The sequence below is a fragment of the Pedobacter glucosidilyticus genome, assembly GCF_002483235.1.
Lineage (GTDB): Bacteria > Bacteroidota > Bacteroidia > Sphingobacteriales > Sphingobacteriaceae > Pseudopedobacter > Pseudopedobacter glucosidilyticum_B.
In genome coordinates, this window is the sequence record NZ_DLHN01000041.1 from 17,712 (window position 1) to 38,842 (window position 21,131).

Below are 21,131 nucleotides of genomic sequence, written 5' to 3' on the forward strand. Positions count from 1 at the left end.
AAGCTTTTATGCCGTAAAATTAGGCAAATTCTTGTTTAAAAATCTAAAAACTAAATCAAAGCTCTGCAATATTTAATATGGCAAAAAACACAAACTGACTTATGAATAATACCAAACCAACCGGATTTGTTTTCTTAAAATCAACAGCATAATAAAATCTCAACAAAAGAAAAGAAACAATATACCAACCTACGTAGTTTTGAAAAGGTACGCTGTAGCCTTCCCAACTCCAATAATCATGCTGTATCGCAACTGGTTCTATTAAAATATCAGTGGCAACTAAAAAAACTGCCCCAACTAAAGATTTTATGGTTGGTTGATGTTTAAATTTTCTTTTCAGATAGGAGCCCATAGAAAACACCATAATGAACCAGTTTACCCCTATCATTAAAGGTATATCCGCCAGTTTAAAACCCAACGTATTGCCATAGCTGTAAACCCCAAATATTTTCCCGGTACTTACACCAATAAGTTCTACTATGTAACCTGCAACAGCAACCGTTAAAGCGGTAATCCAAAAGTTAAAGCTAAATTCTTTTTGATTGATGATTAAAATACCCGCCATTAAAAGTAAATGAAAGGGTACTAAAGAGATAAATAACTCATACAAAGCAGGAACCATAAAACCTATTAAGCCCACTATATGGAAAACGATAATGAAGATGATGGAGAGTTCTTTTTTACCTAATCTAAAATTCATATACTTACTTTACGACCTTTCCAGGTTACTTTATTGGTGATTTTTTTTCTGATGGATTGAAATGAAACTACGCCCAATGATAACATTTGAAGGGGATGAAACAAAATATTAATGATTGGTGATTGCCCAGAGAGGAGGGAAATCATCAATCTGCTTAATAAGATAAGTGTACAACAGAAAAGAAACAGTTGCGAATTCAAGTAAAACAAGATTAAAACTGGTCCTAAAAGCACTAAAAACAAATACACCAACAAACCCGGTATAGAGTTACCAAAACCCGATAGCATGTTTTTTGAAAAACCATTAATAGCATCAGTATAACCTTTATACATGCGGCAAAAGATATATCCATTTGCTAATAGCGCTTCACCTTTAAGCTTTTCTTGTTTAATACGCTTCATAATTTCAACATCTTCAACTACCTGCTGTTTTACTTGTTTATGCCATTTATACTGCTGATATGTTGCAGCATTAAACATCATAAATTGGCCGCTAGCAGCAGAAAAAGCTGGATTCTTTGATAAAAAAACCAGTCTCAATGGTAAAAGATTGAGCAATATATAATGCATCATGGGTACTACCAATTGCTCTCCACGCGTTTTCATGGTTTGGTTGGTAAATAAACTTAACAAATCAAGTTTATTCATGTGCATTCTGTGTACAGCACTATTGATAAGACCATCTTTTACCTGTTCATCGGCATCTAAAAAGAGTAAATATTTACCTTTTGCATGCTTAGCTAATTGATGGCAAGCAAAGTTTTTCCCTAACCAACCTTGCTTTAAAACTTCGCCTTTTAGGGTATGAAAACGAGCATCGGTTTGGGCAAATGCTTCACAAATTTCATAGGTATTATCATCAGAATTATCATCTAAAACATAAACTTCTATGTGCTGATAATCTTGTTGTTTGAGTGATTCTAAAAGCGGTAAAATATCTGCTGCTTCGTTTCTGGCGGGTATGAGTACCGAAACCAAATCTTGATAATACTTTGGGCTAGCTGTTAATTTTGGATTAGAAATAAAATTAAATAGCGTAACCGTAAAGCGCAAAATCAAAAAGAAAAATATGATATAAAACAAGATCATCATTTACACTACCATTTTACTTTGCTGGCTTTTAGCATCATCGTAATGCTTATTAAACTCGTTCTTAATAACTTGTAAACTTGTATACTCCTGAGCTTGCCATGTTTTTAAATAAATAGAAACAGAGGGCTTTCTGTTTTGAAAATAATCAAATAAACTTACCGCAAAGAGGTACTGAAATTTTTTGCTTGTATTTTGTACAATGTGCAACAAACCTTTCTCAAAACCAATACTTGAAACATGATTAGAAAAAAGCTGTCCTTGCGGAAATATAAGCACTAAATTTTGGGGATCTTCTAAAAGCTTAGCAGCATATTGTAAGGAGTTAACCACGCTTCTAGACTGCTTTTGAACACTAAAAGCACCTAAATACTTCATAAACCAAACTTTCTTGGCTGTATCTTCCACAATCATCACATGGAATTTCTTTTTGAGGTAAATTTTATTGAGATAAAAGAGTAAGAAACCATCCCACCAACTACAATGGTTGGCCAATAATAAAATTGCTTTATCTTGCTCAATATCAATCTTATTAAAAGAAAAAGATGAAAAATCTTTCTTGATGATATACTGAATATACCAGGAGAAAAATCTATAAATCAATCTGTTTTCTTTTGGTGTTACCATGGCTTGCTTGTAAAATTAGTTTTATTTCTTGATATCAGCTTGTTGATGGTATCATTTCGCCAACTATTTTGGCTGACAATAAGGCTAAAGGTATTCCCCCGCCGGGATGTACGCTTCCACCTGTAAAATATAAGTTTTTAATTTTTGATGAGAAATTGGCATGACGTAAAAACGCTGCAAACTGGTTGTTAGAACTTGTACCATACAAAGAACCTTGATAAGAAAAGCTTTTAGATTCTATGGTTCTTGGGTCTAGAATAGCTTCCGTAACGATAAGTTCATCTAAATTTATTTGTAAATTTCTATTGAGTTTTTTAATGATGTTTAACTTCGCTTTAGTGATTAAAGTATCCCAATCTTGTCCAATATTGTTAGGCACATTAATCATAGTAAACCAATTTTCGCAACCTTCTGGCGCATCATCAGCTTTAAGCTTTGAGGTGATATTGATATAAACCGTTGGGTCATCATCAATGGCTTTTTCTTTAAAAATAGTATTAAACTCTTTCTCATAATCATCGCTAAAGAAAATATTATGTAAACCCAGCTGTTTAAATTTCTTCTTAACTCCCCAATAAAAAATAAGTGCCGAGCTTGAGCGCTCTTGCTTCAATATTTGCTGAGGTTGCTTCTCATCTTTTAGTAAATTTTTATAAGTAAAATACACATCCATGTTAGAAACTACTACATCTGCAAAGTGCTTTTTTGAATGGATGATGATGCCTTTTGTTTCTTTATTTTCTACTATAATTTGCTCAACATAGCTGTTATAATAGAATTTCACACCTAGTCGTTCTGCTAAATGCACCAAACTTAAAGTAATATCAGACATGCCTTTTTTAGGGAAATAAGCCCCAAAATGCTGCTCTAGATGAGGAATAACATTTAAAGTTGCAGGCGCTTGGAAAGGGTTAGAACCGTTATAAGTGGCATATCTGTTAGCATATTGCACCATCTTTTTATCACTAAAAAAAGATTCATTAGCCTTGGCCATGCTTCTAAAAGCGTCTATTTGTGGTAATCTTAAAATAGATTTTAACGTAGGAATATTTAAAAAAGTAGCCAGTTTGTGTAAAGACTTTTCTAAAAAAACATGATTGGTAATCTCGTAAATCTGTTTGCTTTTGGCTAAAAAGGCAAAAAGTTCTTCCCGTTTAGAAGTGGTTTTAGCAGCAATTTCATCGGCAAATTTTTCAACATCTGCCCAAGCGGTTAAATGAGTACCATCATCCCAGAAATACCGGCAAACTTCGTCTAGTTTTTCATACTGGAAATAATCTTCCGGTGATTCATTAGCCAGTTTAAAAAGCTCTTCTACGTATTGCGGCATGGTGAATAAACTAGGTCCGGCATCAAACCTAAACCCGTCTTGTTCAAATTCAGACAATTTACCACCAGGATAGGCATTAGACTCGTAAACATCAACCTGATAACCTTTTAAAGCTAACCTTACAGCACTTGCAATACCTGCTATACCGGCACCAATAACTATTGCTTTAGACATGATATCATTACTTCTTATTTTCTAAATTGTTTTAAAACTGATGATTTTTGAACAAATATTACCGATATGTAGATAACTTTTAATTAAATCTTACGTAAAAAAAGCTTCAGACCCGAAACTTATGACTAAAGTATACACCAAACTACATGATGTAAAGTTTTTAAAAAAAAGTTATAGTCTTAAATTTCTCTTTATATCATTTTTAGGCATTCATATTCCGCTAATTGGTATCATCATTTTTCTTTTAATTGCAGAAGGTGGTTTAGAAAAAAGCACCATCATCCTCATCACATTGGTTTTAACATTAATTGCCACAGCCTCTACTCTACTTATTTTAAATAGTCTTATTAAGCCCCTTATATATTCTAAAAATGCACTTCAGGATTATATTTCTGATAAGAAGCTTCCGCATTTACCTACACACTATAAGGATGAGGCCGGAGTTTTAATGTCGCTTATTCAACAAAATATTTTACAATTAGATGGTTTACTTAAAGAAAATCGAGAGATTACTACTTTGTTATCACATAATTTAAGATCTCCACTTTTACAGATAAAAGGTTTATGTCATGTTCTAGAAATACAAAAAACAGAAAATAAGGATATTATTGACAAGATTGATTTTATTGCTGGTACACAACTTAAAAATATTGATGAATTACTCATGAATTTAAAATATCATTATTTAGACCATGATACTGAGCATAAAACCGTAGACTTAAAAAAACTAGTAGAGCACTATATAACACTAACAAAAACAGAAGCCGACAAGAAAGAGATTGAAATTGTTGAACATTTTTGTACTGAGGAAACTATGACTTTTACAAATGAGCATAAATTAGGTTTAGTTATCCAAAACTTACTAAGCAACGCTATAAAATTCTCCTATCCTAAAAGTAAAGTAATCGTTGAATTAAAACCTTATCAAAATAAATTCAAAATAGAAGTAAAAGACAATGGACTTGGCTTTACAGCTGATTTTGCTAAAAAGCTATTCACAAATTCTGCAACTGTAGGAAGAGTGGGGACAAGCGGAGAACCAACCATGGGCTTAGGCTTAAGCCTCAGCAAAAAAACAATAGAACAAATGGGAGGTAAATTAAAAGCCCATAGCGATGGAGAAAATAAAGGCGCAACTTTTAGCTTGATTATTTAATTGAGTTTAAAAGTGTAAAAATCTTTTGCCTTATAGCTGATGTTGAACCGCTGTAATTATTTACCATAATGGAAAAGCATTTATCTTCATGATAGCCAGCATAACACAAAACATCACCAATGGTGCCGCTTTTCATTTTCATGTTATTGTAAACCGGAAAACTATTAAGGTAAGCATTAAACCACTTTTCTTTTTTTGCCGCCAACAAAACATCAACCATAGTTTTAGAAGTTACCCGGTTTGCTGGTGATAAACCACTGGCATCGTACATATTTAGGCTTTCGCTAACAATACCTCTATTTTTCCAGAAGTTTTTTATAAAAGTTAAGCCTTTTAATATGCTATTATCCGTAGACATTACCCTTAATAATTGCTCACCGTAAAGGTTTAAACTTTTTTGGTTAAACTGATAAATGATATCAGAAAGCTTAGGAGATTCTATCATCAGCAAACTATTTTGTATGCTCTTTACTGCTACAGACTGTAATTGAAGTTTCCTAGTGGTATTAAATCCTGATGTTTGTATACCATTTTGATTTAAAAAATCATGAACATCATAAGCCATGGCTAAAGCAGCATCAGGCAAAGCAAACCTGATGGTTTTCTTAAGATTTTGCGCATAAGTACCTCTTAAATAAATGAAATCACTGTAAGGTGATGAGTAACCATAAACTTGATCTCCAGAGCCGGCAGCACCTGTACCTACCTCATTTACTAAAGTTAAAAAAGGATAAATCTGCTTTTCGTTAATGATAGTAACTGGCTTTCCTAAAACTGTTGAGGGATTGAAATTAACATCAAACTCGTTTTCTCCCCAACAAACCGCACTGGTAGAAGCTCCGTAATAATTACCCATATCTTGCCAAATCCATCCATCTGGTAAAGACTGTGAATCCCAAACCGCATCATCAGCTATAATTTCTCCTGTAATTTTCTTAATTCCGGCTTGTTTAAGGGCGTCTAAAATTTTAGCATAAATCACAGTCTTGGTGGTTGATGCATACCTATCGCCACCCAAAGTAGGGTCGCCACTACCTTTAATGATGATATTTCCTTGTAAAACACCATTATTGATAACACCTTGATAGCCAATTTCTGTTTTAAACCGATAATTTTCTCCCAAAACACTTAAAGCTGTTGCCGCTGTAATAACCTTTAATGTTGAACCTGGTACCATCCCCAACTGTGGCTGAGCAGAAAAAATAGAACTCCCATTAGCTACATTAGTGACAGTAAAAGAAACTGAGGCATGTTTCAACTGCTCATCAGCTATAAATTTCTGGTAGGCTACTTGTATTTTTTGATTTTGCGTTTGGCTATAACCGTTTGAACATACAAAGAAGATGCTAAAAGCAAGAAAGATATTTTTCATCACAGTGAAATTAAAAATTATCATCCATTAAACCAGAAAAACGGTTAAAAACAAAAGGAGCGAAATTAAAATTCCGCTCCTTTAAGTTTATCTACATAAAAAATTAACCTATTAACTTTTGGCTATAAAGATATTCTGCTATCTGGACTGCATTGGTAGCAGCACCTTTTCTTAAATTATCAGCAACACACCACATGTTTAGGGTATTTGCCTGTGATTCATCTCTGCGGATACGTCCTACTAAAACTTCATCTTTACCATGTGCGTCCATTGGCATTGGGTATTTAGCGTTTGCAGGGTCATCAACAACAATAACTCCACTTGTAGCTGCTAATAACTCGCGAACTTTAGCTAAATCAAAATCCTTTTCAAACTCGATATTGATAGATTCTGAGTGACCACCCATCACCGGTATTCTTACAGTTGTTGCAGTAACTTTAATACTGTCATCGCCCATAATTTTATTGGTTTCTTTAATCATTTTCATCTCCTCTTTGGTGTATCCATTGTCTTGGAAAACATCAATCTGAGGGATAACATTTAAGTCGATAGGATAAGCATAAGCCATAGGGCCATCAGTAATACCTTTACGCTCGTTCATTAATTGGTCTACCGCTTTAACACCAGTACCTGTTACAGATTGGTAAGTAGAAACCACAACTCTTTTTATTTTATACGCATCATGCAAAGGTTTTAAAGCTACCACCATTTGTATGGTAGAGCAATTAGGGTTTGCAATAATTTTATCTTCTTTGGTTAAAACAGATGCATTAACTTCCGGGACAACCAATTTCTTGGTAGGATCCATCCTCCACGCAGATGAATTGTCAATTACTGTAGTACCAGCAGCAGCAAATTTTGGTGCTTGCTCTGTAGAAGTGCTACCTCCGGCAGAAAACAACGCTACATCTGGTTGCATGGCAATAGCCTCATCAACAGTTACAACCTTGTACTTCTTTCCCTTGAAATCAATTTCCTTACCCTTGCTTTTTTCTGAAGCCACTGGAATCAATTCTGTAACCGGGAAATTGCGCTCTGCTAATACTTTTAACATCTCCGTACCTACTAGGCCGGTTGCGCCTACAACTGCAACTTTCATTTTTTAAAAATTTAATACTAACTTTCTATTGTTTAACTATTTTACAAAAAATTTCGAACGCCAAATATGAGAAAGATTTTACTATTATTTTTGATTATATGTTACAAAAACTCTTTTGCACAAATAAATGATGCATTTTCTGACGGTAATTTTACCAACAACCCCACTTGGATAGGACAAGATGTAAATTTGAACTTTATTGTTATAAACGAGCAACTACGTTCTAATAATACTACCACTAATACCAATTTTTACATAGCAACAGAAAATAGTAAAGCTTTAGGCTGTACATGGGAGTTTAATTGCAACCTGCAATTTGCAACATCAGGAGCTAATTATGTTGATGTTTACCTCGTTAGCAATACATCAGACCTTAGAGCGACTAATGTTAACGGCTATTTTGTAAGAATTGGTAATACGGCTGATGAAATAGCACTTTACAGAAGAAGTGGCACAACTGCTACAAGTACTAAAATTATTGATGGTAGGGATGGTTTGGTATCAAGCACAACCAATAATAATTTCAAAATTAAAGTAAGCAGAACCGCTAATGCTACTTTTAACTTAGAAAGAGATAGTACTGGTACAGGAAACGCTTATCGTTCTGAAGGAACAGTTACCGATAATACTTTTACTACCACCAGTTGGTTTGGCTTTTTAGTTCAGCAATCTACAGCTACATTTTTTCAAAAACACTTTTTTGATAATATTATTGTGCAAGATTTGGTTGTTGATGTTACTCCGCCTGTCTTAAATACTGTTATACCAGACTCAAATAAAATTACTTTAAACTTTAATGAAGCTATTACACCAGCAGAAGCTAGTAATCGTTTAAATTATCTGATAAATCCTGGAAATATCATCCCGGCAACGGTAAATGTAAGCGGCAGTACGGTAGTTTTAAGTTTAACAAATAACTTAAATACCAATACTTACAACATCAGCATCAATAATATTAGAGATTTAAGTGGCAATGTTGCTAGTACTATAAACAGAAACTTTAACTATAAAAAACCTTACAGAGCTGTATTCAATGATATTGTTATTAATGAAATATTTGCAGACCCAACGCCACCAGTAGGTTTACCCGAAGTAGAGTTTATTGAACTTTGGAATCGTACAGCAGAAGATATCCCACTAAATGGTTATCAATATAGTGATGCCTCTTTAACTTATACCTTTACAGGAGATACCCTAAAAGCAAACGAATATTTAATTATTTGCGCCCGGGCAGATACTAACGCCTTAAAACCTTTTGGCAGAGTTTTAGGAATTTCGCCGTGGCCATCGTTAAACAACACTTCAGATAGGTTAAGTTTCTTTAATGATGTAGGCACACTCATCAATACTGTTAGCTACAGCGATACTTGGTATAGAAATACCACGAAAAGAGCTGGCGGCTGGACCTTAGAATTGATAGACCCCCTTAGTACTTGCAAAACATCACAACTTTATACATCAAGTATAAATGCTATAGGTGGTACACCAGGCATGCAAAACAGTATTTATTTGAGTAACAGAACCACCGATGCTTTAATAGCTTCTGCCGTTGAATTAAGAGACAGTATAACCTTATGGGTAACTTTTAACCGTGGCTTAGATAGTTTGCAAGCATCTTTTAGTAGCAATTACAGTATTAATAATGGCGTAGGAAGCCCTCAAAGCGTTAGCCTTTTAGCACCAGATTTTTCACAGGCAGAACTCAAATATACCACTGCATTAGCCAGAAACTTAAATTACACCCTTACCCTAAATAATATTGCAGATTGTGGTGTCAGTATAATCAATAATCAAGCTTTAGCTTTTACCTATCCAGCATTATTAGAACCAAAGGATTTAGTTGTGAACGAAATATTATTTAACCCAAAACCAGGCGGAGTAGATTTTGTAGAAGTTTATAATCGTTCTGATAAAATTTTAGACTTGAAGGATCTTTATCTTTCAAATTTGAATACAGATAGAGATTCTTTAATAAATATTAGACCAGTAAGTGCAGCTACCATACTAGCAGAACCAGGCAGTTATTGGGTTTTAAGTACCAATCCAGATCAAATAAAAACGGCTTATCAAACTTTAAATCCTACTCATTTTGTTCAAATGGCGAGCATGCCTGCATATAATGATTCTGAAGGTGTTGTTGTATTGTTAGATAAAAACAACAGGCGCATAGACCAATTTAATTACGATGCTGATATGCACTTTGAGTTATTGAGAGATGTTGAAGGCATTTCTTTAGAACGGGTGTCAGCAAATGAGGAGACTAATAAACCGGGTAATTTTAAATCAGCCACAGCAACTGTAGGTTATGCCACACCCGCATATCAAAATTCTCAAACGCAAAACAATATCGTTACAAATGAAGAATTAACCTTATCAGGAAAAAGCTTCTCGCCTGATAATGATGGATTTGAAGATATTTTAACCATTAACTACAAATTACCTAACAGCGGGTTTGTAGCTAAAATTTCTATTTTTGATGATAAAGGACAATTGGTAAAAAAACTGATTGAAAACCAAAACGTTTCTGCTGAAGGTAGTTTTACTTGGGATGGTTTAAACGAAAATAATAACCTTTTACAAACAGGTATTTATATTGTTTATGCTGAGTTTTTTGACTTACAGGCTAACATTAAAAAGTTTAAAAAAGCTGTAGCCTTGGCATCAAAATTAAATTAAAAATGACAGAACATATATTAGTTCTAGGTTCTAATGGGCAAATTGGTACCGAGTTGGTTACCGCCCTAAGAAAAGCCTATGGTTATAATCAAGTGGTTGCTTGCGACATCCGCAGACCCGATTATGATATTAAAAATGCTGGTCCGTTTGAGTTTGTAAACGTTTTAGATAAAGAAAACCTAAAAGCCGTATTTACAAAATACAAGCCTAAACAAGTTTATTTACTAGCCGCATTACTATCTGCAACTGGCGAGCAAAACCCAAAATTAGCTTGGGATTTAAATATGAATGGCTTGCTTAATGTGCTTGATTTTTCTATCGAGTATGGCACACAAAAAGTTTATTGGCCAAGTTCTATCGCGGTTTTTGGGCCATCATCACCAAAAAACCAAACACCGCAGTTTTGTACTATGGACCCAAATACGGTTTATGGCATTAGTAAACTTGCTGGCGAAAGATGGTGCGAGTACTATTTCCAGAAGTTTGGTTTAGATGTAAGAAGTATACGCTACCCAGGCATCATCAGCTGGAAAGCCATGCCGGGCGGAGGAACAACAGATTATGCTATCCATATTTTTCATGATGCCTTAAAAAAGAAGACTTACCAAAGCTTCCTCTCTGCTGAAACAGATTTACCCATGATGTATATGGACGATGCGATACGTGGTACCATTGAATTGATGGATGCTCCGGCAGAAAATATAAATATCAGGTCGAGCTATAATTTTAACGGGCTTAGTTTTAACCCAGAAGAACTGGCTACAGAAATCAAAAAACATATCCCAGAATTTACCTTAACTTATAGCGAAAACGACCCTAGACAAGCCATTGCCAACAGTTGGCCAAAATCTATTGATGATAGCTATGCAGAAAAAGACTGGAATTGGTCGCCTAAATTTGACCTCCAAAAAATAACTAGCGAAATGCTTAGAAATCTGGGAAAGGGTTAAGCATTTTTTTATAGTTTTGGGATTGAAATATAGTTGATGTAACAGCAACATCTAAAAATAGATAAAGACATATCCGACTTCGGTCATCCGACATCGGACTCAAAAATAACAAAAACACAATGGGAAGAGCATTCGAATTCCGTAAAGAAAGAAAATTTAAGCGTTGGGCTAAAATGGCAGTACAATTTACCCGTATTGGTAAAGATATTGTCATTGCTGTTAAAGAAGGCGGACCAAGTCCGGAAACCAACTCTAGACTAAGAACTGCTATACAAAATGCCAAGGCAGTGAATATGCCTAAAGACCGTGTAGATGCGGCCATAAAAAGAGCTTCAGATAAAAGTACCGCAGGTTACGAAGAGATTGTATATGAGGGTTATGGGCCAAATGGCGTTGCTGTTTTGGTTGAAACCGCAACAGATAATACCAACCGTACTGTAGCTAACGTACGTAGCTATTTTAATAAATGTAACGGTGCTTTAGGGAAAACTGGCTCTTTAGACTTCATTTTCAAAAGAGTATCGTCTTTTAGATTTACTCCCGGAGATTTAGACTTAGAAGAATTAGAATTTGAATTGATTGATGCCGGTTTAGAGGAGATTTTTGTTGAGGCCAACGAAGAAGGAGAAGACGAAGTAGTGATACATGCCGCTTTTGAAGATTTTGGTAAAATGCAAAAAGCTTTAGAAGAAAAAGGTATTGAAGTTAAACAAGCTAAATTAGAACGTATTGCGCTTTCATATACAGAAGTGAATGAAGAACAAGCTGCCGATATTTTAAAATTATTAGATAAACTGGAAGAGGATGATGATGTGCAGGCCGTTTATCATAATATGGCAGAATAGTTTTTAAGCCAAAAAACATTATAAAAATGACTTTTGAAGAGTTTTTCTTAAAAAAGAAAATAGACCTTAATAAGCTTAGACAAGCTGATGATGGTTTATACACGCAATTCAAAAGTCATTTTACTTTGATGGGCGAAAAAAGCTTCGATCATACTAAGAAGTATTGGTTTAACAGGCTTCGTAAAGATTTTAGATTATCTGAAGAAGAGGAAGAAAGATTAAAAGCACTAAATCAAAAAATAGTTGCACCTGCCGCTATAGAAGCAAAAGCATCTGAAACAGAGGAAGTAGCCGCTAAACCAACAGGTTTTAAACCCAAGTTTAAAGCAGCTAGTTTAGCTCCAAAAGAAACCCAAGCCCCTGTAGAAGAAAAAATAGCTTCAGAACCAGCAACCGTAGCCAAACCAGCAGGTTTTAAACCCCGATTTAAAGCAAGCGCTACTCCAATAAAAAATGAGGAAGTAAAATCAGAAGAACCTCAAGCAATACCAGAAACACAAGAAAGTAAGCCTAGCGCTCCTGTTGGTTTTAAACCAAGATTTAAGGCTGGCGCTACTACTGTTAAAGCTGAAGATTCCAAAATACAAGAACTTCAAGCAACACCAAACACAGATGAGCCCAAGCCTAGCGCTCCTGTTGGTTTTAAACCAAGATTTAAGGTTGGTGCTACTACCGTAAAAACGGAAGAACCAAAGGTGGAAGAACCTGCTCAAACAGATTCTGAGAATTCAACTGATATTAAACCTTTAGGCTTTAAACCTAGATTTAAAGCTAAGACTACTACAACATTAGAAGAAAAACAGGTAGAAAATACTGCTGAGGAAACCACAAAAACTCCTGAAAAAGAAACCGAGGCTGATAAGCCTGCAACTCCCAAACCTTTGGGCTTTAAACCTAGGTTTAAACCGAATAAGTAATTAAGTAACTTTAGGCATAAGCTTCAATACCACCTATTTGTTCATATAATTCCAGATTATAAATTTTAAAAGCTGGAATTACTTCTTTTTCAATGTTTTTCACCCTTGTGATTGTAAATTTTCGACCAAACTCTATAAACTTCAAATCAAAAAAAGATTCAAAATTTTCTTAGCATCTTCTAATTCATTTAAATCTTCTACTACTACTTGATCATCTTCCTCCAATTTTATAAAGTAGCTATTTTTCAGCATCAAACCTTGATATACAAACTTCTTATAAGTTATTTTCTTCATAATTTTATCTTTTTACAAAGATAATTATTAAAAATATAGTAATTCCAGGGTGCTTTTTTGTCTCACAATAAGTTTTTAAGAACTTAAAGTAAAGTAAAAGGAGGTAGAGAATTTAGTAAGTAAATTATTATTTCATATTGTCCTTAAGTATAAGACTTTTAAAAATAAGGCTTCAGTGCTTTTATCCAGATATCATATCCCTTTTGGTTCATGTGTAAATTATCTTGAATGAAGATATCCTGTCTTACCTTACCATTTTCGGCTAACATAGCTTGGTAAACATCAATAAAATCTGTTGCCGGTTTCGAGCTTAAAAACGATTTAATTTTAGCGTTAGCATCCTGAAAAGCAGCATCAAATTTTTCTCTGCTGATGCTGGGTTTAATAGAGATATAAGAAATTCTTGCTTTTGGGATTTGCTTTCTAATCAGATTGAAAAGGATTTTAAACCTATCCACCGTAACATCAACACTTGCACCACTGGCAATATCATTTTCTCCGCTATAAATAAAAATATGCTTAGGCTGATAAGGATAAATAATAGCATCGGCATAATAAATAGCATCTGCTAAAGTTGAACCACCAAACCCACGATTGATAGCTCCGTGAGCTTTAAAAACATTTTCTAAATCTTTCCATAATCTTAGAGAAGAACTTCCAACAAATAACACTGCATTTTTTTGAGGAAATTGTAGCGAATCTTGCTTTTTGTATTGCGCTATCTCTTTGTAAAAAGGAGCTTTCTGAGGCTGTGCTTGTACACTAACTCCTAAAAACAAGAACACAACAAATAATAAAGACTTAAAAATATGCTTCATGCGTACTTACTTTTTGTTTGAGAATAACCACGGTAAAAGCTCTGGCTCTTTAAAAGCAGGATCCCAACTGTTATGGTTAGCATCCGGGTAAACCGTATATTTTGGATTAGCGCCTAAACGCTTTAATTCTTCATGTATCAATAAAGAAAATTCTGGTATCACAACATCATCTTTTGCGCCATGAAAAATCCATAAATTAACCTTATTAGCATATTTTCTAACGTTTTTTACATGGTCTCCGCCACAAATGGCAAAAGCGGCTGCGAAAGTATTAGGCTGCCTACGTAAAATCTCATAAGTTCCCATCCCACCCATAGATAAGCCTCCTACATAAAACCTATCCTCATCTAAATACGCTAATTTTTTAAGCTCTTTTAAATAGGCTAAAAGTAAAGACATGGCTTTGGTTGGTTTGCCGCTATGTTGAAAATTAAAATGTCTTTTTCCTTTTTCTTTATCAGTAATGATGTTCACATTTGCCCAGTAGCTATCTTTACCACACTGCGGAAAAACCACAATAGCAGGGAATTCATCTTGTTTCTCTAAGAATAATTTAGAACCATGTATCAACTGACTTTTATTGTTGTTCCCACTTTCGCCACGGCCATGTAGAAACAATACTAAAGGATATTTCTTTGTAGCATCAAAATTTTTAGGATACAAAACTCTAACGGGTAAAGTATCTCCTTTATGGATAAAAGTTTCGTCTTTAAATTTAGAAACATCCTGAGCTTTGCTTTCAAAACTCAGGACAACTAACAATAATATACTGCTTAATAGTTTCATTTACTGTAATTTAAAATCGGCCGATTTAACATTTGCGGAACTATTCCCTACAAAAACTTTAAAATCACCAGGCTCTGCTACAAAATCTAAGTTACTATTATAGAATTTCAAATCATCCTCGGTTAAAGTAAAAGTAAGATTTTTAGTTTCTCCGGCTTTTAAAAACACCTTTTGGAAACCTTTAAGCTCTTTTACAGGTCTGGTGATAGAGCCTACTAAATCTCTGATATATAACTGTACCACTTCCTCTCCATCTACTTTACCAGTATTTTTTACGCTTACGCTGATGTTGATTTTCTCGCCAGAACGCAAAGTATTTTTATCTAAAACAGGAGCCTGAATATCAAAAGTAGTGTAGCTTAAACCATATCCGAAAGGATAAAGTGGCTCATTACTAACGTCTAGATAATTTGATTTAAACTTGGTAAACCATTTACCATCAGCCAATGGTCTGCCCGTATTTTTATGATTATAATACAAAGGTATTTGCCCAATATTTTGAGGGAAAGTAGCCGTTAATTTACCTGATGGATTAACATCACCAAATAAAACATCGGCAATAGCCAAACCTGCCTCTGTACCGCCAAACCAAGTATTTAGGATAGCAGGGACATTTTTATCTTCCCAAGATAAATCTAAGGGCCTACCAGTAAACAATACCAAAACTACAGGTTTGCCGGTTTTAACCAATTCTTCTAAAAGTTCTCTTTGGATTTTGGGGATTTGGATATCTGTTCTACTAGAACTCTCTCCGCTCATTTCAGAACTTTCTCCTAAAGCAGCAACAATAACATCGGCTTTTTTAGCGATAGCAATGGCCTCTTGTAAAACCTGCTCTTTAGAGCGATTATCACGTGGGATTTCTCTGCCAAACATGGTTGCTCTGGCTTGATAAGCTGCATCTTCTATTAAATTAGAGCCCAAAGCGTGAAGAATTTTAACCTGTGGACCAGCAACTTGTTCTAAACCTTCTTTTACAGAAACAGCTTTAGCTAAATCTGTAGAAACACTCCAAGTACCCGGCATATTTACCCTACTATCTGCCAAAGGACCAATTAAAGCAATGGTTCCGGTTCTTTTTAGTGGTAATACCGGGTTTGCTTGCCCCGCTAATGGTGCGTTTTTCAAAAGCACAAAGCTTTTAGCAGCAACCTCACGAGCGAATTTTCTATTCTCTGGAGTGAAAATGGTTGTTTTAGCTCTTTCATCGTTACAATAACGATAAGGGTCTTCAAACAAACCTAATTTATATTTAGCTTCCAGAACCAATCTACAAGCTCTATTGATATCAGCTTCAGAAACTTTACCCTCATCTAAAGATTTTTTTAAAGTGGTTAAGAAACCTTCGCCAACCATATCCATATCTACACCAGCTTTTACCGCTTTGGCCGATACTTCTTGTAAATTACCAATACCGTGGTCTATCATCTCATTAATAGCGGTATAATCTGTCACAACCAAGCCATCAAACTTCCAATCTTTACGCAATAAATCAGTTAATAACCATTTATTTGCTGATGCTGGTACGCCATCAATCTCATTAAAAGATGTCATCACACTACCTGCACCTGCTTCAATAGCGGCTTTATAAGGAAGCATAAACTCGTTATACATCCTTACTTTGCTCATATCAACCGTGTTATAATCTCTTCCGGCTTCGCCAGCTCCGTAAAGCGCAAAATGTTTTACGCAAGCCATCAAGGTATTGTATTTAGCTAAATCATCTCCTTGGTAGCCTTTCACCATGGCTTTAGCAATTTCTGCCCCTAAAAAGGGGTCTTCGCCATTACCTTCAGAAACACGGCCCCAACGTGGGTCTCGCGAAATATCTACCATGGGTGAGAAAGTCCAGTTGATACCATCTGCGGAAGCTTCTGCTGCTGCAATACGAGCAGTTTTTTGTATGAGAGGCATATCCCAAGAGGCAGATAAACCTAACGGAATAGGAAAAGTAGTTTTATAACCATGTATCACATCCAAACCAAAAATTAAAGGAATTTTTAGTCGGGTGTTATTAACAGCAAGCTCTTGAACTTTTCTAATTCTGGCTGGTGTTGTTAAGCTGAAAAAACCTCCTACCTCGCCGCGTTTTACTTTATTTTCTAAATCAGAGTTTCCGGTAGTACCTGTAATGGCCTCGCCTCCGGTTAATAAATTAAGCTGACCAATTTTTTCTTCGATGGTCATTTTAGACATTAAGTCGTTGATAAAAACATCCATCTTACTTTGTGGAGCGCTAACAACTTTTTTTTGTTGCGCACACGCCGATAATATGGCTAAACAGCATCCGCTAAGGGCTAATAAAATAAAAAACTTGTTCTTCATGGATGATTAATTTGTTATATACGGACTTTGGAAACCTAATTTCTTTAAACCGGCCTGCACTTCTGGAGCTTTCATAAATAAATTCCATAATAAGCCACTGCGGTGGTTTTCTAACATCACTACAATGGGGCCTTGGTCTATACCTAAATATCTTTTCGGGTACCAGTTTGCTGATTCAGAAAAAGCATCGTAAAAACCATATTTCCCCCATACTTTATCTCCTAAATTCTCGTACCAGTGGCGCATGGCTTTTAAAGATTCTTCTGGTGTATAAGGAAAAGAAGATAAAGCAGCTGTTGGTGAGATTACGCCTAAATCTCTGTTGATGGTATGACCAGCATAACCGTTTACAGAATAACTAGCTGTTAAGCCCCAGCTATTTTCGCCGTAACCTTTAAAGCCTTTTGGGTTTGCCACACAATAATCTTTGATTGCTAAAGTATGGTTTCTATTCTGTTGCCAATAATCTGCATATTGGTCTTTTAAGCCTTTAGGATTTAAGCCCAAATAAGAGTAATGTGCCCAAAATAATGGCCCAACACTATTTTTTTCTCCCTGATGGTCTAAAGTAATTTGATGACCGTAAACGCTTGCATTAGTTTTAATAGCTCCGTTTCTTGCCCATCCTTCATGATAAACTTCTGCCGGGATAGGATGTGTGGGAGATGATGCGCCAAGCACATACATAATTAAACATTCATTATATCCTTTTACAGGGAAATTCATTTGCCATGCATAATTTGGCGACCAATGCCAATACAATACATTTTGGTTGTTTCTGTAAAAGTCAAAATCTATTTCTTTCCAAAGCTGGTCTGCCTTAGCAGCTAAAGCTTTTTCTTGCGTGTTTCCTGATTTAAAATATTCTCTTATACAAATAAGAGATTGTGCTACAAAAGAAGTTTCTACCAAATCGCCACCATCATCTTTTGTAGAAAAAGGTTTTGTTTTACCGGTTTCACCTTCTAGCCAGTGTGGCCAAGCGCCATGAAAACGGTCTGCTTTTTCTAAGAAATTGAGTATTTTTTCTAATCGGGCTGTACCTTCTGCCTTGGTAACATAGCCCCTATCAATAGCACTAATAATAGCCATTAAGCCAAAACCAGTTGCGCCTGTAGCTACTACATTTCTATCATTTTGTTGATAGATATTATCTAAATGAATACGCTCTCTGCCTGCTCCTGAGTTGGGTTCTGCACCTTCCCAGAAATATTGAAAGGTTTGTTTTTGCACCAAATCAATCAATTGTTCATCACTTAATTTATTTTGATTTTCTAAAGGAGTATTAACAATTTTCTTTCCATTACTACATCCCGAAAGGATGATAACAATAGCAGCTAGGGCAGATAAAAAGGGTTTTAACATGATATGATATTTACGTCTTCACTAAATCTTTTAAAAGGTAGAATTTGTATTTCGAAGGAATTTAAATTTGCCAGTCAGAGCAAAGTTGATTTTTGCATATTTATATAAGCATAACCAACTCCGCTCTTTATGACAAAAAAACAAACCAACTTAAACTTTTATTTATTTGCTTTACCTAGATTATACAAAGCTCTGATGTGTGCATCTGGTAAGGCTCTGTTGTACACCCTTATCTCGTCTATTTGTCCTACCATGTTAGCAAAAGTAGCATCAGTGCTAACTGTTTTACCGGGGATAGTATTATAGTTGCCTCCAATAATAATTTCACCTGGCTCGTAAGATTTGAATAAATTAGTAGGAGTAGTTCCTCTATTATTAAAAGAACCTACATTTACGCCATCTGCCCACATATTAAATACACCAGTAGTAGGTTCGTATTTAAGTACCAGATGTGTCCATTTATCAGCACCAATAGTTGGAGATAAAGTATTATTTAAATTATCTTGAGAACCGCCACCTACAGTTGTAAACCTTGGGTTCATTCTTAAAGTAGTAGTATTAGTTGCTGGAAAACTTTGGGTATTTAACCTAAAATCCAAGCTCCCGTTAAAAATACCTGGTCTAGCAATTTGGAAAATCATGGTTCTTTTAGAGCCGTTATTGGTGATTTTAACCCACTGGCTAAGCGTAAAACTTTTTAATGAATCTGATTTAAAAGCATTTATTTGAGTTGCATAATACAAATAACCGCTGTTTAAACTGATAGCTTTACCTCTAACGCCACCATCAACAAAAGAATCATTTAATGTTTGCGTTGGTGATGTGTTGCTTTTCACTTCATTTTTGGTATCATCAAAAGACCAATAAGCTACCAAGTTACGTGGAAAAATCTCATCTGAACTTGAGTAACCATCAATTTTACCTTCGTAATCTGCCGGATTTACATCTGGCAAATTATTAGGGTTACCATCTTTTTCGCAAGAAGATAGTAAACCAAGACCTATTAGTGCACTTAGCATTAATTTTCCTGATATATATGTTTTAAAAATTTTCATATCCTAATAAGATTAATTATAACCTGGATTTTGAGTTAACCTTCCTTTACTTAAATCAATTTGAGCTTGCGGTATTGGCAATAGCTCGTGTCTGCCTGGAATAAAGTTTTTACCAACCCCTTGCATAACAGTAGCAGCCGTACCCCATCTTACTAAATCAAAGAAACGCTCATGCTCCATAGCTAGCTCTATTCTTCTTTCTTCTCTGATTGCTTGACGTAGTAATTCTTGATCTGTAGTAGTAACGTTAGGCAAAATATTAGCATTCGCACCTCTTGCTCTTGCTCTTACGCTGTTTAAAGCCTGTAAAGCTCTGGTTGTATTTTCTGTACCTCCTAATTCGTTAGCTGCCTCAGCGTACATTAACACTACATCAGCATAACGTAGTAAGCGTACATTCATCCACCAGCCAGAACGGCTTCCAATAGTTGCTCTTTTAGCAGGGTTGGTATATACTTTATTGTTATAACGAGGGTTAGGTAAGCCTGCTTGTGGACGCTCGCCAAAAATGGTTACAGAATCTGGAACACTGTAGAAAATTGTACGTCTTCTTCTTGGATCGCCAGGTTCATAAGCATTAGCTAAATCTGCACTTGGAACATTAAAACCCCAACCATAATTCCAGTCTCCAGAGCCTCTAACACTTTGAACTTGGGTATATTGAGAACCAAAATCTGTTGGTACTGTTGGTGTTGCGGTTGCTTGCACTTCAAAAATAGACTCTTTGGAGTTCTCTCCTTCTTCATTAAAAATGGTTGCATAAGGAACTGATAAATCATACTGTCCAGAAGTCATCACAATATTAGCCTCGCTCATGGCTTGTGCCCATTTACCTTGGGTTAAGTAAACTTTTGCTAATAGAGCATGGGCAGCACCAGAATTAATCCTACCAATAAACTTTCTATCATAACCAGATGCGGGTAATAAGTTATTAGCTGCAAATTGTAAATCTTGCTCTATAAATGCATAAACCTGTGCTGGTGTACTTTGTGGAATATTTGACTCTGATACTTCAGTTGAAATCAACGTATCTAAAATAGGTACTCTGCCATAGCATCTTACCAACATGAAGTATGCATAACCACGTAAAAATCTAGCTTGTGCTTCTGCATCAACTTTTAATGCTTGTGGTGTATTAGGGTTAGGATCATTAGCAATTCTATCTAAGACAAAATTACAATCATTAACTAAGTTAAAATGACCAACCCAAAGGGCATTTACCAAACCATTGGTTGGTGTTAAAGTAAAATTGTCAAATTGCAAAGCATCAGGACTATCTGATGGTGTGCTTCCTTTATCAGCGTCGTCACTTCTCATGCTAGTAGCAGCTAGAAAAGGAAAAACTGTAACATTATAACTTCTTAAGGTAGCATAGGCTCCGTTTATGAATTGGTCATAAGGTCCTGAACCTTCTGGATATGGATAATCATCTTGATTATAGGCTCCTTGGGCTCTGCGATCTAAGAAATCGTTACTACATGAACTTAATGCAAACGCTAAAACTATTAAAGCGAAACTTGCATAGCTGTATTTTATGTTAAATAGTATTTTCAT

At 35.3% G+C, this 21,131-nt stretch carries 18 protein-coding genes; 5 read left to right on the plus strand and 13 right to left on the minus strand.

Annotated features, from left to right (window positions below; translation table 11 throughout):
• Positions 1-55: 55 nt before the first annotated feature.
• Genes B2745_RS16800 through crtD form a run of 4 tightly spaced genes read right to left on the minus strand, consistent with a single transcriptional unit; the run spans position 56 to position 3,919 of the window.
• Entirely contained in the window at positions 56-700 is a 645-nt protein-coding gene (locus B2745_RS16800) for a carotenoid biosynthesis protein (protein ID WP_304069037.1), read from the minus strand.
• The gene (locus tag B2745_RS16805; protein WP_304069038.1) at positions 697-1,791 is read right to left on the minus strand and encodes a glycosyltransferase; all 1,095 of its coding nucleotides are present in this window, start codon (positions 1,789-1,791) and stop codon (positions 697-699) included. Before B2745_RS16805 ends, B2745_RS16800 begins: the two co-directional genes overlap by 4 nt.
• Positions 1,792-2,415, minus strand: coding sequence for a lysophospholipid acyltransferase family protein (locus tag B2745_RS16810; protein ID WP_304069039.1), 624 nt, complete (start codon positions 2,413-2,415; stop codon positions 1,792-1,794).
• Positions 2,416-2,449: 34 nt separating this feature from the next.
• Positions 2,450-3,919 (minus strand): 1-hydroxycarotenoid 3,4-desaturase CrtD, encoded by a 1,470-nt coding sequence (gene crtD, locus B2745_RS16815; protein WP_304069040.1) that lies wholly within the window; start codon positions 3,917-3,919, stop codon positions 2,450-2,452.
• A gap of 121 nt (positions 3,920-4,040) precedes the next feature.
• Here crtD and B2745_RS16820 point away from each other — a divergent pair, with 121 nt between their 5' ends.
• A complete protein-coding gene (locus B2745_RS16820; protein ID WP_304069041.1) occupies positions 4,041-5,075 on the plus strand; it encodes a sensor histidine kinase in 1,035 nt (344 codons plus the stop codon).
• Here the strand turns inward: B2745_RS16820 and dacB are convergent.
• Together dacB and B2745_RS16830 are read right to left on the minus strand one after the other, a co-directional pair.
• A complete protein-coding gene (gene dacB / locus B2745_RS16825; protein ID WP_304069042.1) occupies positions 5,068-6,447 on the minus strand; it encodes a D-alanyl-D-alanine carboxypeptidase/D-alanyl-D-alanine endopeptidase in 1,380 nt (459 codons plus the stop codon). The genes B2745_RS16820 and dacB overlap by 8 nt on opposite strands.
• A 103-nt stretch (positions 6,448-6,550) precedes the next feature.
• The gene (locus tag B2745_RS16830; RefSeq protein ID WP_304069043.1) at positions 6,551-7,546 is read right to left on the minus strand and encodes an aspartate-semialdehyde dehydrogenase; all 996 of its coding nucleotides are present in this window, start codon (positions 7,544-7,546) and stop codon (positions 6,551-6,553) included.
• Between the two features lie 66 nt (positions 7,547-7,612).
• Between B2745_RS16830 and B2745_RS16835 the strand changes: the two genes are divergently transcribed.
• From B2745_RS16835 to B2745_RS16850, 4 genes are all read left to right on the plus strand, one after another.
• Positions 7,613-10,222, plus strand: a complete 2,610-nt coding sequence (locus B2745_RS16835; protein WP_304069044.1) for a lamin tail domain-containing protein — start codon at positions 7,613-7,615, stop codon at positions 10,220-10,222.
• A gap of 2 nt (positions 10,223-10,224) precedes the next feature.
• Positions 10,225-11,172, plus strand: coding sequence for an NAD-dependent epimerase/dehydratase family protein (locus B2745_RS16840; RefSeq protein WP_304069045.1), 948 nt, complete (start codon positions 10,225-10,227; stop codon positions 11,170-11,172).
• A gap of 119 nt (positions 11,173-11,291) precedes the next feature.
• Entirely contained in the window at positions 11,292-12,017 is a 726-nt protein-coding gene (locus tag B2745_RS16845; protein WP_026903513.1) for a YebC/PmpR family DNA-binding transcriptional regulator, read from the plus strand.
• A gap of 26 nt (positions 12,018-12,043) precedes the next feature.
• On the plus strand, positions 12,044-12,934 hold the full coding sequence (locus tag B2745_RS16850; protein ID WP_304069046.1) for a hypothetical protein: 891 nt from the start codon (positions 12,044-12,046) through the stop codon (positions 12,932-12,934).
• Between the two features lie 141 nt (positions 12,935-13,075).
• On the opposite strand, the gene B2745_RS16855 is transcribed toward B2745_RS16850, so the two are convergent.
• The 7 genes from B2745_RS16855 to B2745_RS16885 form a co-directional block, all read right to left on the minus strand.
• The gene (locus B2745_RS16855; protein WP_304069047.1) at positions 13,076-13,228 is read right to left on the minus strand and encodes a hypothetical protein; all 153 of its coding nucleotides are present in this window, start codon (positions 13,226-13,228) and stop codon (positions 13,076-13,078) included.
• Positions 13,229-13,386: 158 nt separating this feature from the next.
• The gene (locus tag B2745_RS16860) at positions 13,387-14,046 is read right to left on the minus strand and encodes a GDSL-type esterase/lipase family protein (protein WP_304069048.1); all 660 of its coding nucleotides are present in this window, start codon (positions 14,044-14,046) and stop codon (positions 13,387-13,389) included.
• A gap of 6 nt (positions 14,047-14,052) precedes the next feature.
• A complete protein-coding gene (locus B2745_RS16865) occupies positions 14,053-14,832 on the minus strand; it encodes a prolyl oligopeptidase family serine peptidase (protein WP_304069049.1) in 780 nt (259 codons plus the stop codon).
• The gene (gene bglX / locus B2745_RS16870) at positions 14,833-17,157 is read right to left on the minus strand and encodes a beta-glucosidase BglX (RefSeq protein WP_304069050.1); all 2,325 of its coding nucleotides are present in this window, start codon (positions 17,155-17,157) and stop codon (positions 14,833-14,835) included.
• Positions 17,158-17,163: 6 nt separating this feature from the next.
• Positions 17,164-18,522, minus strand: coding sequence for a glucoamylase family protein (locus B2745_RS16875; protein WP_304069051.1), 1,359 nt, complete (start codon positions 18,520-18,522; stop codon positions 17,164-17,166).
• Between the two features lie 158 nt (positions 18,523-18,680).
• Positions 18,681-19,577 (minus strand): LamG-like jellyroll fold domain-containing protein, encoded by an 897-nt coding sequence (locus B2745_RS16880; protein WP_304069052.1) that lies wholly within the window; start codon positions 19,575-19,577, stop codon positions 18,681-18,683.
• Positions 19,578-19,589: 12 nt separating this feature from the next.
• Positions 19,590-21,131, minus strand: a complete 1,542-nt coding sequence (locus B2745_RS16885) for a RagB/SusD family nutrient uptake outer membrane protein (protein WP_304069053.1) — start codon at positions 21,129-21,131, stop codon at positions 19,590-19,592.

Bases quoted from the DNA above. Each gene is read 5' to 3' on its own strand.
- B2745_RS16800 (WP_304069037.1), bottom strand. From the start codon at position 700: ATGAATTTTAGATTAGGTAAAAAAGAACTCTCCATCATCTTCATTATC.
- B2745_RS16805 (WP_304069038.1), bottom strand. From the start codon at position 1,791: ATGATGATCTTGTTTTATATCATATTTTTCTTTTTGATTTTGCGCTTT.
- B2745_RS16810 (WP_304069039.1), bottom strand. From the start codon at position 2,415: ATGGTAACACCAAAAGAAAACAGATTGATTTATAGATTTTTCTCCTGG.
- crtD (WP_304069040.1), bottom strand. From the start codon at position 3,919: ATGTCTAAAGCAATAGTTATTGGTGCCGGTATAGCAGGTATTGCAAGT.
- B2745_RS16820 (WP_304069041.1), top strand. From the start codon at position 4,041: ATGACTAAAGTATACACCAAACTACATGATGTAAAGTTTTTAAAAAAA.
- dacB (WP_304069042.1), bottom strand. From the start codon at position 6,447: ATGAAAAATATCTTTCTTGCTTTTAGCATCTTCTTTGTATGTTCAAAC.
- B2745_RS16830 (WP_304069043.1), bottom strand. From the start codon at position 7,546: ATGAAAGTTGCAGTTGTAGGCGCAACCGGCCTAGTAGGTACGGAGATG.
- B2745_RS16835 (WP_304069044.1), top strand. From the start codon at position 7,613: ATGAGAAAGATTTTACTATTATTTTTGATTATATGTTACAAAAACTCT.
- B2745_RS16840 (WP_304069045.1), top strand. From the start codon at position 10,225: ATGACAGAACATATATTAGTTCTAGGTTCTAATGGGCAAATTGGTACC.
- B2745_RS16845 (WP_026903513.1), top strand. From the start codon at position 11,292: ATGGGAAGAGCATTCGAATTCCGTAAAGAAAGAAAATTTAAGCGTTGG.
- B2745_RS16850 (WP_304069046.1), top strand. From the start codon at position 12,044: ATGACTTTTGAAGAGTTTTTCTTAAAAAAGAAAATAGACCTTAATAAG.
- B2745_RS16855 (WP_304069047.1), bottom strand. From the start codon at position 13,228: ATGAAGAAAATAACTTATAAGAAGTTTGTATATCAAGGTTTGATGCTG.
- B2745_RS16860 (WP_304069048.1), bottom strand. From the start codon at position 14,046: ATGAAGCATATTTTTAAGTCTTTATTATTTGTTGTGTTCTTGTTTTTA.
- B2745_RS16865 (WP_304069049.1), bottom strand. From the start codon at position 14,832: ATGAAACTATTAAGCAGTATATTATTGTTAGTTGTCCTGAGTTTTGAA.
- bglX (WP_304069050.1), bottom strand. From the start codon at position 17,157: ATGAAGAACAAGTTTTTTATTTTATTAGCCCTTAGCGGATGCTGTTTA.
- B2745_RS16875 (WP_304069051.1), bottom strand. From the start codon at position 18,522: ATGTTAAAACCCTTTTTATCTGCCCTAGCTGCTATTGTTATCATCCTT.
- B2745_RS16880 (WP_304069052.1), bottom strand. From the start codon at position 19,577: ATGAAAATTTTTAAAACATATATATCAGGAAAATTAATGCTAAGTGCA.
- B2745_RS16885 (WP_304069053.1), bottom strand. From the start codon at position 21,131: ATGAAAATACTATTTAACATAAAATACAGCTATGCAAGTTTCGCTTTA.